Origin of the sequence: Streptomyces sp. NPDC085900 (assembly GCF_044540925.1) — a bacterium.
GTDB classification, from domain to species: Bacteria; Actinomycetota; Actinomycetes; order Streptomycetales; family Streptomycetaceae; genus Streptomyces; species Streptomyces gilvifuscus.
Genome location: NZ_JBITSP010000002.1, coordinates 986,578 through 1,003,894, shown reverse-complemented (window position 1 = coordinate 1,003,894; position 17,317 = coordinate 986,578). Strand labels below are relative to the sequence as shown.

Annotated in this window: 16 protein-coding genes and 1 pseudogene; 9 read left to right on the top strand and 8 right to left on the bottom strand. The window is 70.9% G+C overall.

Annotated elements, in window-relative coordinates:
• The 5 genes from ACIGDI_RS09345 to ACIGDI_RS09325 form a co-directional block, all read left to right on the top strand.
• Positions 1 to 984 (top strand): alpha-glucosidase C-terminal domain-containing protein (locus ACIGDI_RS09345; protein WP_399892919.1); only part of this gene is annotated, 984 nt, incomplete at its 5' end.
• A gap of 25 nt (positions 985 to 1,009) precedes the next feature.
• Positions 1,010 to 2,728, top strand: a complete 1,719-nt coding sequence (gene treS / locus ACIGDI_RS09340) for a maltose alpha-D-glucosyltransferase (protein ID WP_399892915.1) — start codon at positions 1,010 to 1,012, stop codon at positions 2,726 to 2,728.
• 28 nt (positions 2,729 to 2,756) lie between these two features.
• Complete coding sequence (locus ACIGDI_RS09335) at positions 2,757 to 4,079, top strand: maltokinase (RefSeq protein ID WP_399892912.1); 1,323 nt, start codon at positions 2,757 to 2,759, stop codon at positions 4,077 to 4,079.
• A 4-nt stretch (positions 4,080 to 4,083) separates the two neighbouring features.
• Positions 4,084 to 6,291, top strand: a complete 2,208-nt coding sequence (glgB, locus tag ACIGDI_RS09330; protein WP_399892909.1) for a 1,4-alpha-glucan branching enzyme — start codon at positions 4,084 to 4,086, stop codon at positions 6,289 to 6,291.
• A gap of 57 nt (positions 6,292 to 6,348) precedes the next feature.
• On the top strand, positions 6,349 to 7,437 hold the full coding sequence (locus tag ACIGDI_RS09325; protein ID WP_399892906.1) for a glutamate--cysteine ligase: 1,089 nt from the start codon (positions 6,349 to 6,351) through the stop codon (positions 7,435 to 7,437).
• A gap of 15 nt (positions 7,438 to 7,452) precedes the next feature.
• Here the strand turns inward: ACIGDI_RS09325 and ACIGDI_RS09320 are convergent, their stop codons facing one another.
• The gene (locus ACIGDI_RS09320) at positions 7,453 to 7,686 is read right to left on the bottom strand and encodes a DUF6480 family protein (RefSeq protein ID WP_142148753.1); all 234 of its coding nucleotides are present in this window, start codon (positions 7,684 to 7,686) and stop codon (positions 7,453 to 7,455) included.
• A gap of 153 nt (positions 7,687 to 7,839) precedes the next feature.
• Here ACIGDI_RS09320 and ACIGDI_RS09315 point away from each other — a divergent pair, with 153 nt between their 5' ends.
• Entirely contained in the window at positions 7,840 to 9,747 is a 1,908-nt protein-coding gene (locus tag ACIGDI_RS09315) for an AMP-dependent synthetase/ligase (RefSeq protein ID WP_399892902.1), read from the top strand.
• Positions 9,748 to 9,878: 131 nt separating this feature from the next.
• Positions 9,879 to 10,310, top strand: a complete 432-nt coding sequence (locus tag ACIGDI_RS09310) for an ATP-binding protein (RefSeq protein WP_142148757.1) — start codon at positions 9,879 to 9,881, stop codon at positions 10,308 to 10,310.
• Positions 10,311 to 10,315: 5 nt separating this feature from the next.
• On the opposite strand, the gene ACIGDI_RS09305 is transcribed toward ACIGDI_RS09310, so the two are convergent.
• The 6 genes and pseudogenes from ACIGDI_RS09305 to ACIGDI_RS09280 form a co-directional block, all read right to left on the bottom strand.
• Positions 10,316 to 10,771: an ATP-binding protein gene (locus ACIGDI_RS09305; protein ID WP_399892898.1), complete on the bottom strand. Its 456-nt coding sequence runs from the start codon at positions 10,769 to 10,771 to the stop codon at positions 10,316 to 10,318.
• A complete protein-coding gene (locus tag ACIGDI_RS09300; protein WP_200700217.1) occupies positions 10,768 to 11,151 on the bottom strand; it encodes an STAS domain-containing protein in 384 nt (127 codons plus the stop codon). The genes ACIGDI_RS09305 and ACIGDI_RS09300 overlap by 4 nt, the downstream gene beginning before the upstream one ends.
• A gap of 125 nt (positions 11,152 to 11,276) precedes the next feature.
• Positions 11,277 to 11,663, bottom strand: a complete 387-nt coding sequence (locus ACIGDI_RS09295) for an STAS domain-containing protein (RefSeq protein WP_399892894.1) — start codon at positions 11,661 to 11,663, stop codon at positions 11,277 to 11,279.
• A complete protein-coding gene (locus tag ACIGDI_RS09290; RefSeq protein ID WP_399892891.1) occupies positions 11,660 to 12,754 on the bottom strand; it encodes a B12-binding domain-containing protein in 1,095 nt (364 codons plus the stop codon). Before ACIGDI_RS09290 ends, ACIGDI_RS09295 begins: the two co-directional genes overlap by 4 nt.
• Positions 12,751 to 14,257 (bottom strand): annotated as a pseudogene (locus tag ACIGDI_RS09285) (PP2C family protein-serine/threonine phosphatase). Before ACIGDI_RS09285 ends, ACIGDI_RS09290 begins: the two are co-directional and overlap by 4 nt.
• Before the next feature lie 157 nt (positions 14,258 to 14,414).
• On the bottom strand, positions 14,415 to 14,750 hold the full coding sequence (locus ACIGDI_RS09280) for an STAS domain-containing protein (RefSeq protein WP_399892888.1): 336 nt from the start codon (positions 14,748 to 14,750) through the stop codon (positions 14,415 to 14,417).
• A gap of 191 nt (positions 14,751 to 14,941) precedes the next feature.
• Here ACIGDI_RS09280 and ACIGDI_RS09275 point away from each other — a divergent pair, with 191 nt between their 5' ends.
• Complete coding sequence (locus tag ACIGDI_RS09275) at positions 14,942 to 15,313, top strand: STAS domain-containing protein (RefSeq protein WP_142148768.1); 372 nt, start codon at positions 14,942 to 14,944, stop codon at positions 15,311 to 15,313.
• 82 nt (positions 15,314 to 15,395) lie between these two features.
• Here ACIGDI_RS09275 and ACIGDI_RS09270 read toward each other — a convergent pair whose 3' ends face one another.
• Positions 15,396 to 15,878 (bottom strand): MarR family winged helix-turn-helix transcriptional regulator, encoded by a 483-nt coding sequence (locus ACIGDI_RS09270; protein WP_272174737.1) that lies wholly within the window; start codon positions 15,876 to 15,878, stop codon positions 15,396 to 15,398.
• Between the two features lie 132 nt (positions 15,879 to 16,010).
• Here ACIGDI_RS09270 and ACIGDI_RS09265 point away from each other — a divergent pair, with 132 nt between their 5' ends.
• Positions 16,011 to 17,198 (top strand): PP2C family protein-serine/threonine phosphatase, encoded by a 1,188-nt coding sequence (locus ACIGDI_RS09265; RefSeq protein WP_399892883.1) that lies wholly within the window; start codon positions 16,011 to 16,013, stop codon positions 17,196 to 17,198.
• Positions 17,199 to 17,317: the final 119 nt, after the last annotated feature.

The following is a 17,317-nucleotide window of genomic DNA, read 5'->3' as shown; positions in this document are numbered from 1 at the left end:
CACCACCGGCCCGACGGCACCATCGCCTACGCCGAGAACCCGCCGAAGAAGTACCAGGACATCTACCCCATCGCCTTCGACGCCGACATGGACGGCCTGGTCGCCGAGACGCTGCGGGTGCTGCGGGTGTGGATGGCGGCCGGGGTGCGGATCTTCCGGGTGGACAACCCGCACACCAAGCCGGTGGTGTTCTGGCAGCGGGTGATCGCCGAGATCAACGCCGCGGACCCGGACGTGATCTTCCTGGCCGAGGCGTTCACCCGCCCGGCGATGATGCGCACCCTGGCCCAGATCGGCTTCCAGCAGTCCTACACGTATTTCACCTGGCGCAACTCCAAGCAGGAGCTGACCGACTACCTCACCGAGCTGTCGGGGCAGACGGCGGCCTACATGCGGCCGAACTTCTTCGTCAACACCCCCGACATCCTGCACGAGTACCTCCAGCACGGCGGCCGGCCCGCCTTCGAGGTCCGCGCCGTGCTGGCCGCCACCCTGTCGCCGACCTGGGGGGTGTACTCCGGCTACGAGCTGTGCGAGAACACCCCGCTGCGCGAGGGCAGCGAGGAGTACCTCGACTCGGAGAAGTACCAGCTCAAGCCACGCGACTGGGAAACGGCCGAACGCCAGGGCCGCACCATCACCCCCCTGATCACCAAACTCAACACCATCCGGCGGCGTCATCCGGCGTTGCAGCGCCTGCGCAATCTACGCTTCCACAGCACCGACAACGACGCGGTCATCGCTTACAGCAAGACCACGGGCCAGGACACGATCCTCGTTGTCGCCAATCTGGACCCCCACCACACCCAGGAGGCCACGGTCTCGTTGGACATGCCGCAACTCGGCCTGGAGTGGCACACGTTCATGTCCGTACACGACGAACTGACAGGTGAGACCTATCACTGGGGCAGGGACAACTATGTGCGGCTCGAGCCCGGGCGGGCACCGGCACACGTGCTCCACATCCAGAGGTCGTCAGCGTAGTCACCGATCGGAGGGCCAGAGCCTCATGACTGTCAACCAGCCCGTCCCGGACACGTTCGAGGACACCCCCGCCAAGGACAGGGACCCGGAGTGGTTCAAGCGCGCGGTCTTCTACGAGGTCCTCGTCCGCTCCTTCCAGGACAGCAACGGCGACGGCGTCGGCGACCTCAAGGGCCTCACCGCCAAACTCGACTACCTGCAGTGGCTGGGCGTGGACTGCCTGTGGCTGCCGCCCTTCTTCCAGTCACCGCTGCGTGACGGCGGCTACGACGTCTCCGACTACACGGCCGTCCTGCCGGAGTTCGGCGACCTCGCCGACTTCGTCGAGTTCGTCGACGCCGCCCACCAGCGCGGCATGCGGGTCATCATCGACTTCGTCATGAACCACACCAGCGACCAGCACCCGTGGTTCCAGGAATCCCGCAACAACCCCGACGGCCCCTACGGCGACTACTACATGTGGGCCGACGACGACAAGCAATATCCGGACGCCCGGATCATCTTCGTCGACACCGAGGCCTCCAACTGGACCTTCGACCCCGTGCGCGGCCAGTACTTCTTCCACCGGTTCTTCTCCCACCAGCCGGACCTCAACTACGAGAACCCGGCCGTCCAGGAGGAGATCCTGGCCGCACTGCGGTTCTGGCTGGACCTGGGCATCGACGGCTTCCGCCTCGACGCCGTGCCCTACCTCTACGCCGAAGAGGGCACCAACTGCGAGAACCTGCCCGCCACTCACGAGTTCCTGAAGCGCGTCCGCCGCGACATCGACGCCCACTACCCGGACACCGTGCTGCTGGCCGAGGCCAACCAGTGGCCCGAGGACGTCGTGGACTACTTCGGCGACTACCAGTCCGGCGGCGACGAGTGCCACATGGCGTTCCACTTCCCCGTCATGCCGCGCATCTTCATGGCCGTACGCCGCGAGTCCCGTTATCCCGTGTCCGAAATCCTTGCCAAGACGCCCGCGATCCCGTCCAGCTGCCAGTGGGGCATCTTCCTGCGCAACCACGACGAGCTGACCCTGGAGATGGTCACCGACGAGGAACGCGACTACATGTGGGCGGAGTACGCCAAGGACCCACGGATGCGCGCCAACATCGGCATCCGCCGCCGCCTCGCGACCCTGCTGGACAACGACCGCAACCAGATCGAGCTGTTCACCGCCCTGCTGCTGTCCCTGCCCGGCTCGCCGATCCTGTACTACGGCGACGAGATCGGCATGGGCGACAACATCTGGCTCGGCGACCGCGACGCCGTACGCACCCCCATGCAGTGGACACCGGACCGCAACGCGGGGTTCTCGTCCTGCGACCCGGGACGGCTCTACCTCCCCACGATCATGGACCCGGTCTACGGCTATCAGGTGACGAACGTCGAGGCCTCCATGTCCTCCCCGTCCTCCCTGCTGCACTGGACACGCCGGATGATCGAGATCCGCAAGCAGAATCCGGCCTTCGGACTGGGCACCTTCACCGAACTGCAGTCCTCGAACCCGGCGGTGCTGGCATTCCTGCGCGAGTACAAGGACGATCTCGTGCTGTGCGTGCACAATTTCTCCCGGTTCGCCCAGCCCACCGAGCTCGACCTGCGCGAGTTCGACGGCCGGCATCCGGTGGAGCTCATCGGCGGCGTGCGCTTCCCGGCCATCGGCGAACTCCCCTACCTGCTGACCCTCGCAGGCCACGGCTTCTACTGGTTCCGGCTCTCCCGAGTCGCATCCCGCATCGGCCGACGCCTTTGAACGTGTGCCGAGGAAAGGACGCGTCACCATGCCGAAGACCGCATCACTGAGTCCGAGACAGGCCGTCGTCGCCGATCCCATGGCCTCGCTCGACGGGCTGCTGCGCGAGTGGCTGCCCAGGCAGCGCTGGTTCGCGGGCAAGGACCGGCCGGTCACGGAACTTCGCCTGCTGTCCCTGACCGAGGTGTTCCCGGGCTGTCTGCATCTGCTGGTGCAGGCCGGACCGGACTGCTACCAGCTGCTGCTCGGTGTGCGGGAGCACGTCTCGCCGCGCCTGGGCCGGGCGTTGATCGGCAGGGCCGAGACCGGCCCGCTGGCCGGCCTGACGGTGTACGACGCGCTGCAGGACCCCCGATCGGCCCAGCTGCTGCTGGAGCGGCTGAGGTGCCCCGGCAGGTCGGGACCGCTGCTCTTCGAGGCGGCGCCCTCCATGGCGGTGCCCGCCGGGCTGGTCCCGCGTGTCCTGGAGGCCGAACAGTCCAACTCGTCGCTGGTGTACGGCGAGGAGTTCATCCTGAAGGTCTTCCGGCGCATCCAGCCGGGCGTCAATCCCGACCTGGAGGTGCCGGGCGCGCTGGCCGGGGAGGGCTGCCGGCGGGTGCCGGCGCCGGTGGCCTGGTTCCGGACGACGTATCCGCACGAGGCGACGCTCGGGGTGCTGCAGCCCTTCCTGCGGGGTGCCTCCGACGGCTGGACGCTGGCGCTGCGCGCGCTGGCCACGGGCGACGACTTCGCAGCGCAGGCCCGTGAGCTGGGCCGGGCCACGGCGGAGGTGCACCTCGCGCTGGGTGCCGCCTTTCCCACCGGCACCCATGACGAGGGGGCCCGCACCGCGGCGGCGATGGCCGAGCGCCTGGACGCCGCCGCCCAGGCCGTCCCCGCGCTGCGCCCGTACGTCCCGGGGCTGCGCACCGCGTTCGGCGCCCTGGTCTCGTGCGACCCCGGGCCGCCCGCCCAGCGCGTCCACGGCGACCTGCATCTCGGTCAGGTCCTGCGGGCCGGCCGGGACTGGTTCGTCATCGACTTCGAGGGCGAGCCGTCCCGGCCGCTCGCCGAGCGGCGCGGCACCCAGTCCCCGGTGCGGGACATCGCGGGGATGCTGCGCTCCTTCGACTACGCGGCACGGCAGCGCCGCCCCTGGCGCCCGGAGTGGGCGCGCCGCTGCCGGGAGGCGTACTGCGCGGGCTATGCCGACCGGGCCGGCTGGGACCCGCGCAAGAAGCACGGACTGCTGCGTGCCTATGAGACGGACCGGGCGGTGTACGAGGTCCTCTACGAGGCCCGGCACCGACCCGACTGGCTACCCGTACCGATGGCGGCGATCGAGCGTCTCGCCGTAAGAGGAGGCTGACACCATGGCTCTGCGCGAGACCTCACTTCCCGAGCCCTCCGGCCCTGCCCTGTCCGGGGCCGCCCCACCCATGGACGACGGCGATCGTGAGCGCCTGCTGTCCGGCCGCCACCACGATCCGCACGCGCTGCTGGGCGCCCACAAGGTCCCGGGCGGCATCGCCTTCCGGACCCTGCGGCCGTACGCCCGCGCGGTGAGTGTCGTGATCGGCAGGAAGCGGCACCGGCTGACGTCCGAGGGCGACGGCCTGTTCTCCGGTGTGCTCCCCCTCAAGTCGATCCCGCGCCGGTACAAGCTGGCGGTGGCGTACGAGGACGGGGAGCACCAGACGGCCGATCCGTACCGCTTCCTGCCCGCCCTCGGCGAACTCGACCTCCATCTGATCGCCGAGGGCCGGCACGAGCAGTTGTGGAAGGCGCTGGGCGCCGAGCCGATGACCCACGAGGGCGTGGCCGGCACCCGGTTCACGGTGTGGGCCCCGAACGCCCAGGGGGTGCGCGTCGCCGGGGAGTTCACCTGCTGGGACGGCACGGCCCTGCCGATGCGCTCGCTGGGTTCCTCCGGTGTCTGGGAGCTGTTCGTGCCCGGCATCGGTGAGGGCGCGCGCTACAAGTTCGAGATCACCTCCCGTTACGGCCACCGCTTCCTCAAGGCCGATCCGATGGCGCGGTGCGCGGAGGTACCGCCGGACACGGCGTCGATCGTGCACGCCTCGCACCATCAATGGGGCGACGCGGAGTGGATGACGCACCGCGGTGACGTCCCGGTGCACGAGGCGCCCTTCTCGGTGTACGAGGTCCACCTCCCCTCCTGGCGACCGGGGCTGACCTACCGTCAACTGGCCGAGGAACTGCCGTCGTACGTCAGGGATCTCGGTTTCACGCATGTCGAGTTCATGCCGGTGGCCCAGCACCCGTTCGCCGGTTCCTGGGGTTATCAGGTCACCGGGTTCTACGCGCCGACCTCTCGGCTGGGTACGCCCGACGACTTCAAGTACCTGGTGGACGCTTTGCACCAGGCCGGCATCGGAGTGATCGTGGACTGGGTGCCGGCCCATTTCCCCAAGGACGACTGGGCGTTGGCGCGCTTCGACGGGGACCCGCTGTACGAGCCCGGGGACGCGCGGCGGGCCGAGCACCCGGACTGGGGGACGTACGAGTTCGACTACGCGCGCACCGAGGTGCGCAACTTCCTCGTCGCCAACGCCACTTACTGGTGCGAGGAGTTCCATGTCGACGGCCTGCGGGTGGACGCCGTCGCCTCCATGCTCTACCTGGACTACTCGCGTGACTCCGGCCAGTGGGAGCCGAACGTGTTCGGCGGCCGGGAGGATCTGGCCGCGGCGGACTTCCTGCGGGAGATGAACGCCACCGTCTACCGGCGCAACCCCGGGGTCGTGACCATCGCGGAGGAGTCGACCGCCTGGGACGGCGTGACGCGGCCGACCGACAGCGGCGGCCTGGGGTTCGGCCTGAAGTGGAACATGGGCTGGATGCACGATTCTCTGCAGTACATGACCAAAGAGCCGGTGCATCGCAAGTACCACCACAACGAGATGACGTTCTCGATGGTGTACGCCTACAGCGAGAACTACGTGCTGCCGATCTCGCACGACGAGGTCGTCCACGGCAAGCAGGCACTGGTGTCGAAGATGCCCGGCGACTGGTGGCAGCGGCGCGCCAACCACCGTGCCTACCTGGGCTTCATGTGGGCCCACCCGGGCAAGCAACTGCTGTTCATGGGGCAGGAGTTCGCGCAGGGCGCGGAGTGGTCGGAGGCGCACGGGCCCGAGTGGTGGCTGCTCGACTCGGACTATGTGGCCGAGGGCGACCACCGCGGGGTGCGGGACCTGGTCCGCGACCTCAACCACCTCTACCGGCGCACGCCGGCCCTGTGGCAGCGGGACACCGACCCGGCGGGCTTCCGGTGGGTGCTGGGCGACGCGGCCGAGGACAACGTCTTCGCGTTCCTGCGGTTCGCCGCCGACGGCGGCCCCCTGCTGGCCGTGTCCAACTTCTCGCCGGTCGTCCGGCACGAGTACACGCTGGGCGTCCCCGACGACGTGCCCGTCTGGCGCGAGGTCCTCAACACCGACGCCGCGTGCTACGGCGGCGGCGACGTCGTGAACGCCGACGACCTCAAGCCGGAGGACGGAAGGATCACCCTCACCCTGCCGCCGCTGGCGACGGTCTGGCTGGCCCCCTTGGGGTGACCGTCAGGGGGTACCCGGGGACGTCGTAGACCCCGCGATGTCCCGGAGGCAGCTCACGTGCGCACTGTCGGAGTGGAGGAGGAACTCCTCCTGGTGGACCCGGAGACGGGTGAACCCAAGGCGCTGTCCGGCGCCGTTCTCGCTCGTGCCGAGCAGAGCGGCACGGACGAGGGCGTGTTCGAGAAAGAGCTGTTCGGCCAGATGCTGGAGTTCGCCACGCATCCGCAGGCCGATATGAAGGACCTCGGCGACGAGATCGTCCGGTGCCGCCGCGAGGCGGCCCGGCACGCCGGGGAGATCGGGTGCACGGTGGCGGCGCTGGCCTCCTCGCCGCTGCCCGTCAGCCCGACCGTCGGGCGGGGCAGCCGCTACCAGTGGATGGCGGAGCAGTACGGCATCGCCGTACAGGAACAGATGGTGCTGGGCTGTCACGTCCATGTGGCGGTCGAGTCCGACGAGGAGGGCGTCGCGGTCCTGGACCGGATCCGGCCGTGGCTCTCGGTCCTGGCCGCGCTGAGCGCCAACTCGCCGTTCTGGCAGGGCAAGGACTCCTGCTACGACAGCTACCGCAGCAGGGTGTGGTCGCGCTGGCCGTCGGCCGGGCCGACGGAGGTGTTCGGCTCGGCGGAGCGCTACCACCGGCGGGTGACGGACATGGTCTCGAGCGGGGTGATCCTCGACGAGGGGATGGTCTACTTCGACGCCCGGCTCTCCCAGCGGTACCCGACGGTGGAGATCCGGGTGGCGGACGTCTGCCTGCGGGCGGAGACGGCCCTGCTGATCGCCATGCTGGCGCGAGGGCTGGTGGAGACGGCGGCGCGGCAGTGGCGGGCCGGTCACCCGCCGATGGATCACAGTGTGAGCCTTCTGCGGCTGGCGGCCTGGCGGGCCGCGCGCTCCGGTCTCGGCGAGGAACTGCTGCACCCGTCGACCATGCGCCGACTGCCCGCCGAGACCGTGGTGGCGGCGCTGTTGCAGCACGTGGAGGAGGCGCTCGGGGAGAGCGGCGACCTCGAGCGGGCCCGTGCGGCGTGCGACACGCTGCTGGACGGCGGCACCGGTGCGCGGATCCAGCGTGAGCTGCTGGAGCGGACCGGGAGTCTGCGGGAGGTCGTGACCGGCTGCGCGCGTCTCACCCAGGAGTGAGGACTCGCGGCGGCCTCAGAAGATCAGCACCAGCGCGTACACCAGGAAGAAGGCCGCTACCAGCACGACGAGACCGATGATCAGCGTCAGCGGTCCCTTCGCCCAGCCCTTGGTCGGGTTGTGCGTCTCGCGCGGCCCGGCCTCGGGCATGCTGCTCTCCGCGGGCGGGGTCTCACCGGGCGGCACTCCCCCGCCGGGTTCCAGGCCCGTGGTGCGTTCGGGTTCCGGATCGGGATTGACGTAACTCATGCCCGCCGAGTCCCCCGATCGCCACCAGATCATCACGGGTCCGCAACTTCGCACGTTCCGGTCACCATCCGCACGCACCTGAGCTAGATTCGAGCACCGCCGACAACGGAACCCGTCGGCATGGTCACCCTCCGTACAGCTCAGGAGCAGCGCATGCGCGACGTCGCCATCGCTCCCCCCACCGTTTCCCCCCTGACCGGCGGGCTGGCCGACAGCATCTTCGACACGGCGGCCCTCGATCCCACCCTTCCGCTTCTCGCCCGCCGGGCCGACCCCGCCTCCAGCACATGGGAGGAGGTGACCGCCGTGGAGGTGCGCGACGAGGTCGTGGACCTGGCCAAGGGACTGGTGGCCTCCGGGATCTCGCCTGGCCACCGCGTCGCGATCATGGCGCGGACCCGTTACGAGTGGACGGTGCTCAGCCACGCGCTGTGGACGGTGGGCGCCGAGGTCGTGCCGTTGTATCCGACCTCCTCGCGCGAGCAGGTGGAGTGGGTCCTCAGGGACGCGGACTGCGTGGCCGTGGTGGTGGAGGACGAGCAGGCGGTGATGACCGTCGGTTCGGTGTGCGGTGCGCTGCCGCGGCTGCGCCACGTCTGGCAGCTGGACGCCGGGGCCATGGACGACCTGGTCGAGCGCGGCCGGTTCATCCCGCTGGCCACGGTCGAGTCGCTGCGTCGCATCGTGCTGCCGGACTCCGCGGCGGCCATCAGCTACACCTCCGGCACCACGGGTCGGGCGCTGGGCTGCGCGCTGAGCCACCGCAACCTGGCGAGCGCTTGCGACACACTGCTGAACGGCTGGGGCCACACCGTGGTCCCGCCGGGCGAACGGCAGGCTTCGGTACTGGCCTTCCTGCCCTTCTCCCACGTCTACGGCCTGCTGGTGCAGACGCTGTGCGTGCGCGGCGGCATGCTGATGGCGCACGAGCCGGACATGAGCGAGGAGGCCCTGGCCGCGTCGCTGCGCAGCTTCCGGCCCTCGTATCTCTGCGCCGTCCCCTCCCTGCTGGAGAAGATCTACAAGAACTTCCTGCGCGCCGCCCAGGAGGCCGGCCGCGGGGCGCTGTTCGAGCGGGCCGCGGACACGGCGCGGGACTTCGCCGCGGCGCTGGAGCGGCAGCGGCTGGGCGGCGGTTCCGGTCCGGGGTTCGACCTGCGGCTGCAGCACGCCCTGTTCGAGCGGACCGTGTACCGCAAGCTGCGCGCGGCACTGGGCGGCCGGGTGCAGCGGGCGACGTCGGGCGGCTCGTCCCTCAGCCGGGAGCTCTCCCTCTTCTACGAGGGCATCGGCATCTACGTCAACGACGGCTACGGCCTCACGGAGGCGGCCGGGGGCGTCACCGCGCAGCCGCTGGGCCGGGAGATGTCGGGGACCGTCGGGCAGGCCCTGCCGGGCACCGACATCATCGTCGCCGACGACGGCGAGATCCTGGTGCGCGGGCCGTCGGTGTTCCAGGGCTACATCAACGCCGAGGCGGCGACCCGGTCGGTGCTGCGCGGCGGCTGGCTGGCCACCGGGGACCTGGGCCGGCTGGACTCGGAGGGTTATCTGACGATCACCGGCCGCAAGAAGGACATCATCGTCACCAGCAGCGGCAAGAACGTCGCGCCGGCCGCCCTGGAGCAGCGGCTGAGGATGCATCCGCTGATCCACCAGGCCGTCGTCGTCGGTGACAACCGGCCCTGTGTCGGAGCGCTGATCACCCTGGACCCGAAATTCGTGGCGTACTGGCGGGGCTCTCTGTCGCTGCAGAGCGACATGCCGAGCCACCAGGCCCGCGAGGAGAACGCGCTGCGGGAGGAGATCGGGCGGGCCGTGGCCGCCGCCAACAGTGCCGTCTCGCGTTCGGAGTCGATCCGGGTCTTCCGGGTGCTGCCGGACCAGTTCGACATGGCCAACGGGCTGATGACCCCGTCCATGAAGCTGCGCAGGGACGCGATCGTGCGGCACTACGCCTTCGAGATCGACGCCATGTACCAGGCCCGCTCGCGACCTGGGCGGCAGACCGTGCCGGACGAGCTGTCGAGCTGGGACGAGACCGACAACGTGTTCCGATGAGCGGCTGTGACGTACGGTGTTCGTCACGGCCCGCCGGTTTCGGTACGCGTAGCCGTCGCGCACTCGGGAACCAGGTAACGACAGGGACACAGGGGCGGGGCAGTGACGTGACCGCCGAGCGGGAAGGCGAGATGGCAACCGATCACCGTTGGCACGGAAGTCCGGTCTCCGGCAACATGCCGGAGCGCGTCGCGCGCTACCCGGGCGAGCTCCACAATGTGACGGACGCCCGTCTCGACGCGGAGCAGTTCCTCGACGATCTCGCCCAGGTGACGCCACCGACCGCGCCGGAGCACTGGGACGACATACTGCTGGTCGTCACGGAACTCACGGCCAACGCGGTTCAGTACGCGCCCGGGCCCATCGAGATCCGGCTGCGCCCGACCTTCGACGGGGTGCATCTCGTCGTCCACGACACCAGCAGCACTCCCCCGGCCCCGCGCCCCTTCCACCGGGACGGAAGCGGCGGCGTCGGCTGGCACCTGGTCCATGCCCTGTGCAGCCAGGTCAGCGTCGTCACCAACGACGCCGGGAAGGACATCCACGTCTTCCTGCCCTGGTGAGGGCCTTACGGCAGGGCGCGCAGGGGCACCAGCACACTGATCGTCTTGCCTCCTCCGCCGCGCCGGTCGATGACGATCTCGCGCGCCAGGCGGATGATGAGCGGCCAGCCGTAGCCGTGTCCGTGGTGGCCCACCGGCAGGGCTCCGGAGCCGTAGGCGACCCCCGGAATCTCGTCGCTGTTGTCGTGCACGACGAGCCGGATCCCCTCGGCGGTGACGGCGACCTCGAAGGCCGCCAGTCCGTCGCCGTGCCGGATGGCGTTGGTGACCAGCTCGGACACGACGAGGAGCAGGTCGACGACGTCCTCTTCGCGTGCCGTGCGGGATGCCGTGTCCCACTGCCGCCGCACCACCGAGCGGGCGTAGTCGCGTGCCGCGGCCGCGGTCGTCACGTGCGGCGCGGCCAGAGTCCCGCCCTGCATGCCGCCGTTTCCCTCGGCCGTCTGGTCGGGCCGGCTCACCGCTCCGTCACTGCCCAGGGCGTCTCCACAGCCGACCGGACGTCCGGGGCGAGGACGAAGAACCTCGCGGTGCCTGTCACTTCAAACAGCCTTTCGATGCTTTCGTTCAACGGTCCCGCCACCACCAGCGGCCTGCCGCGCGCCAGGTGGGCCTGCTGTGCCTCCAGCAGCACATGCAGGATGGCGGAATCGGCGAACTCGGTGGCCGAGAGGTCGACGACCGTGCGCGCGGACGATGCCCGCTCCGCCGCGCTCAGCGCCTCCGCGAGCCGCGGGGCGCTGTCGACGTCGATGTCACCGTGCACACTCACGACGGTGACGTCTCGTTCTCCCTCTCGTACGTGCTGCTGGACGACGGCAGGACTCTGATCGTCGGACACACGACGTCCTCTCCCGCTCACGCTGCTCCTTCCGAACGGGCGAGGAATCTCTGCCGCTCGCTTCACAGCAGCAGTTACCCGGCTCGCCCGATCGCATTCGGCACGAATTCCCGGCGGCGCCGGACTCAGCCCGTCCCCGGACGTCCCTGGCCGTCGGAGTCCTGTTCGTGGGCGGTGAGATAGTCGCGCGTGCCGGTCATCTCAAGGACTCGCTCCAAGGCGACGGGCCGCGCCTCCAGGAGGAGACGGACACCCGCCTCGTCGGCGCGGCGCCGAAGCAGCAGCAGGGCGGAGAGGCCGGAGGAGTCGACGCAGTGCAGGCCGGCGAAGTCCAGGCGTACCACGCCGGCGGGGCGGTGCCGCGCCGGGTCGCCGGGGGCGAGCAACGGCGTGACCGCGTCCACGAGTTCGCGGGGCGTCTCGTAGTCGAGGTCGCCTGCGACGCGCACCACCACGCCGTCGGGTCCATGGTCGACCTCGAGGCCGAACAGCGGTGGGTGAGGGTTCGTCATACGTGCTGTCCTGGCTTCCTCGGTGCCGGCAGGTGTGTGGCAAGGGTGCCGCGTGCCGCTCGGAGAATGCGGGTGGCGCGGGGGAAGTCCTTCAGCCGGTGGCCGAGCGCTTCGAGCGCCGGGTCCAGCGAGTGGGCGGGCACGTCGCGGGCCGTCAGGACGTCGGCCGTCCAGGCGATGAAGTCGCGGAAGAGGTCCTCGTCGGCCACGTACAGGGCCGCCGCGAGGTGGTCGAGGATGTGGCCGATGTCCTCGGCCGTGCGCTGCCGCTGCCGGTCGCTGTAGGCGCGCATCGGCGGGAAGTGGTCCTCCAGTTCGACGAGGGTCTCCTTGAGCAGCTCCCGCCGGGTGCCGGCCACCATGGTGTATTCCTGGTCGGTCAGATGGGGCAGGTCGTCGACGGTCTGCCGGACGGCCAGGGGGTCGGGCCGGGCGAGTCCCTGCTCGAGGACGTGGGCCGCCTCGCGGGCGTGCGGTGCCCAGGCGTCGGCGCCCAGGGCGCGGGCGTGGCGCCCGTCGGCCCCGAAGGCCGCGCCGCCCGCGACGACCGGCACCCCGACCGCCTGGCATGCCGTGATCGCCGCGTGGGCCGTGGGCAGGTGGGGCGAGAGTGTGGCGGACAGGGCCACGACCCGGGAGCCCGTCTGGTGCAGATGGGCGATCAGGTGGGGCGTGGGCACCTGCGCGCCGAGGAAGTCGACCCGCCAGCCGCGTCGGCGCAGCACCTCGGCCAGCAGCCTGGCCGGCAGTGCGTGCCACTCCCCGTCCACGCAGGCCACGGTGATCCGGGACCGGGTCGGGTCGGGGCCGCGGTGCTCGGGGTGGTGGGCGAGGGCCGCCACGACCCGTTCGTGGATGGCCGTGGCCGCGTGTTCCTGGGCCACGGTGAGCCGGTTCGCCGCCCATTCCGCGCCCACGCGCAGCTGGACGGCGGCGATCACGTCCAGCAGTGCCGTTTCGGCGTCCAGGCCGGACCCGACGGCGTCGAGGACGGCGGCGCACGCCTCGTACTCGTCGCCGGCCCGGACCGCCGTCCACAGTCGGTCGCGGACGGCGATGAGGTCGGGGCGCGTGGCGTCCACGGCGGTCATGCCGTGTACCTCCCCCGGGTGTGGCCGTCCACGGCGCTCAGGTGGGCGTGGCGGGGAGCGGTCACCGCCACCAGGGCCATGTCGTCGTGCGTGCCGCGGCCGACCCACTGCTCGGCCAGCATCCGCACGTGGTCGACCACGGCTTCGGCGGGCATGCCCGCGCAGTGGGCGAGCGCGTCCTCGACCCGCTCGTGGCCGAACATCTCGTCGCCGAGCGGGCCGCCCCGGGCCTCGGTCACCCCGTCCGTGAACATCAGGCAGGTCTCCCCCGGGGCGAGTTCGACGTGTGCGGTGGTCGAGGTGATGTTCCAGAAGACGCCCACCAGTGAGCCGCGCGTGTCCACGCGCTCCACCCGGCCGTCGGCGCGGACGACCAGCGGCGGCGGGTGGCCGCCGCTGGTGACCCGCAGGTGCACCGTCCGCCCGAGGCGGCGCACGGAGGCCAGCAGCATGGTGGCGAACCGGGTGTGATGGGAGTTGATCAGAGCGCCGTTGAGAAGCTCCAGCAGCCGCTGGTGGTCATCGGCGAGCGGCAGCAGGGCCTGCAGCGTGTTGCGGATCTTCCCGGTCAGTACGGCGGCCTCCAGGCCCTTGCAGGTCGCGCATCAGGGTACTGGTGATGGCCGCCTGTTCCGCGTACATGCGGGCCGCGGACATCGCCGCTCCGGCCCGGGCCGCGAACAGCCGCGCGAAGATCTCCTCGCTCTCGGAGAACGCCTGCCGGTCGCCGGCGCGCAGGAGGATCAGCGCACCGGCCGGCACGCCGTGTCCCGGCAGCGGGGTCACCACGGCCGAGCCGACGCCGGGCAGGTCCTCGGGCACCAGCCAGGCGGGGATGCCGGCGGGGTCTATCCAGCGCGAGGGCACCGGGGGAAAGCCGCGGAGGGCTTCGCCGAGCCCGGGGACGCCGGCCGGCTCGGCCTCCACCAGCCGGTGCATGACGCGGCCGTCGGCACCGCAGTGGGTGACGGGGAACCGGCCGCCCCTGGCCGGGGCCACCACCACCGCCGCGTCCGCGAGGTGCTCGGCGGCGAGGGAGGCGGTGACCTCCATGCACCGTTCCAGGTTCAGTGAGGAGAGCAGCGCGCCGGAGGCGGCGGCCAGGAACGCGGTGCGCCGGCGCTCCTCGTCGAGGCTGACCTCTGCCTTGCGGCGGTCGGTGTCGTCGACCAGCCACCACATCACGTTGCCGTCGTCCGTGCGGGTGGGGCGGCCCTGGAAGACGCGGTCGCCGAGGCAGCCGTGCGCCGCCGAACCGGCGGCGTCGTCCGCGGTGGGCGGACCAGGAGTCAGTTGCTCATGGGCGCTGGCGATCCAGGCCGGCGCGACGTCCACGAGGCGCGTTCCGATCGCGGCCGCCGGCAGCAGTTCGGCGGCGGCCGGATTCAGGCCGACGACACCGCCCTGGGGGTCGGCGACCAGCACGGGATAGGGCGCGGCACCCCAGGCCCCGCCCGGTGGGGCTTCGCGCGGGCCGGCGAGAGAGTGCTGGGATGTGTCCACAAACAAGGCACGCGGCGCGCGCCCACCGCCTTCCGGGACGAGGAACTGTTTCCTTCCGACAACTCTCTCCCGAGTGACACCGTGACGGCAAGGGGCGACGGGTAAACCACCCGGAAGGGGACGCCGGTGGCGGCCACCGGCGTCCCCTTCCGCGAGATCAGTTCAGCCCGGAGCAGGCCCCGTAGGCATCCCAGCGGGCGTCGGGCCACAGGTCGGCGGCGAGCGCGAGCACCCTGGACGGCTGGGGCCGCAGGCCTGCGATCCGCAGCAGACCGCCGCGTCCGGTGACCGAGCGGTCGACGGTGCGCACGAGGTGCAGCAACGCCGAGTCGACGAAGTCGACGCGGGTGAGGTCGAGTGTGAGATACCGGACAGAGAGCGGCAGCCCGGCCGCGGCGCTCTCGATGGCGGGCCGCGCACGGTCGTCGATGTCGCTGTCCACGGTCAGGGTGGCGGTGCGGCCGCCGGGGCTCAGTGAAATACGAGTGCCCATTGTTTCGGGCCCCCCTCTCTATGGGGGTTGGTGGCCGTCGGGACGGCCGTTGGGCACCTCCACCGTGTCATGTACGGCGCCGTGCGTCGAACGGCTCATGAGCATGCGAGGCATGACGTGGGCATTCAGGGGTAACCGCGTCCCGCGGTGCACACCGCTCGCCGTAGTACGCGCTGTTGTTGGAGGTAGACGTGTCCGTTGCCCAGAATCCCCTGTCCGTCGAGGTCAGCCTGCCCCGTGAGGACGTGGCCCTGATCACGGTGCAGGGTTACTTGGACGCCGACACCGCGACCGAGTTCCAGCACCATCTCGCCAACCAGCTGCATCACGGCCGCCGGCACTTCCTGCTCGATCTCTCGGAGGTGCCGTTCATGGACTCGTCCGGGATGAACATCATTCTCCGCGTCTACCAGGAGGCCCGTGAGCTGCCCGGCAGCGTGCACATCATCTCGCCGACGCCCGCCGTGCGGCGGATTCTCGACCTCACCGGAGTCAGCATCACGGTCCCCGTGTCGGAGAGCACGGAGGAGGCCCTTGCCCTGGTCGACCAGCCGCAGTCCTGACGACTGTTGCCGTTTGACAACTATGGGCGCAGACAAGAGAGTGAATTCGCACGTGGGCGGGAGAGGTGGCGATGGGAAGGGGTCAGGCGGTGACGGCGGCGGACTCGCCGTCGTCGTGGATCTGCGCCGCCGCGGCGGCGCAGAAGGCCTCCAGCCCCTTCAGCAGGGCGGACCGCTGGGCGGTCGGCATCTGTTCGAGCACGGACTGCAGTGCGCTCTCGCGGCGGACCCGCAGGCCGGTCAGGAAGGCCCGGCCGCGGCGGCTGAGGTACAGCTCCAGTTCCCGCCGGCTGGCACTGGCGGCCCTGCGCTCGACGAACCCCACGGCCTGCAGCCGGTCGCACAGCCGGCTGGTCGACGGCGGGGTCGAGCCCAGCGCGTCCGCGAGCGTACGCAGGTTGATGCCTTCGTTGTGCTCCAGGATGAACAGGACACGCAGTTGGGAGGCGGAGACCGGTGCCGTCGAGGCCCTGCCCCACAGGACCTCCAGAAGTTCGGCCGCCTCGGAGGTCACACGCGCCACCTCCTGGGGCTCCGGGCGCGGGTGCGAGATCGTCACCCGCACACCTTCTCAGGCTTGCCCGTCGCTGTCAGCCCGCCCGGGTGCGCGGCGCACGGGAGCGGACGCGGTCCGCACGGAACGGGTGACCGCGTCGCGTCCGCACGGCCGCGGCGCCGCGCCCCCGCACGGAATGGCATGACCGACGACGTGAACAGACTCGTGGCCGCCGGTCGCGCCCTGCGCACCGCGGCTCCGCACCGACTGGCGGCGACCGTCCGCGAAGTGCTGTGCGGTCGGTACGGCGCCGAGAACGCGGAGTTCCTCATGGTGGACTACGGGCTGAAAGTGTTGCAGCCCGTGTCCGCGCCGACGGACCCCGCGCGGGCGGTGCCCGTGCACGGCAGCGCCGCGGGACGCGCGTTCGGGGCGCAGCAGCCCTTCGTGCTGGAGGACGACGACGGCCGGGCGTGGATGCACCTGCCCGTCACAGTGCGGGGTGACCGGCTGGGCGTGCTCAGCGTCACACTGCCGCCCGGCGCACGGCCCGAGGCCGACATGGCGGAACTGGTCGAGGTGGCCCAGATCCTGGGGCACGAGGCGTCGGTCGCGGAACGCGACACCGACGTCTACCACCGGGCCCGGCGCAGGGAGCGGCTCACGCTCGCCGCGGAGATGCAGTGGCAGTTGCTTCCGGCCCGTTCCTCGGTCGGTCCGGAGTACGCCCTCGGCGCCCAACTGGAGCCCGCCTACGCGATCTTCGGGGACAACTTCGACTGGACGGCATCGGCCGACCGGCTGCTGCTGTACGTCACCGACGGCATGGGCGAGGGCATCGACGCCGCGCTGCTGACCAGCCTCGGGATCAACGCCCTGCGCAACGCGCGGCGGGCGGGCGTCCCCATCGCCGACCAGGCCGCTCTGGCCGACCAGGCGGTGTACGCCCAGTACCGCGGCGAGGCGCACCTGTCCGTCCTGCTGGTGGACCTCGAACTGTCCTCCGGCCGCGTGCAGGTGGTCGACGCGGGATCGCCGCGGATGCTGCGGCTGCGGGACGGCGCGGTGACGCCCGTGCCGCTCGACGCGCAGCTCCCGCTCGGCATGTTCGAGGAGACCGACTACACGGCGCAGGAGTTCCGGCTGCGGCCGGGCGACCGTCTGCTGTTCGTCAGCGACGGGGTGCACGCGGTCGCCGCTCCGGGCGGTGAGCAGTACGGAGAACGCGCCTTGGCCCGGGCCCTCACGGCCACGCGGCTGCTGCCGGCCGCCGATGTGCCGGCCGCGGTTCTGCGGGAGCTCAGCGGCCATCGCGGCCGTCCGGAGCCGGACGACGACGCGTTGGTGGTCTGTCTGGACTGGTTCGGCAAGCAGCCGACGGGCACGTGAGCCCCGGACTTCTGTAACGAGACGGGCTCGTTACAGTTGTCGCCCGGCAATGGTTTGCGTCGCCCAGGCCGTTCAGCGGCCACCCGGTCCACGCAACGCGGACGACTCGGAAGAGGAGA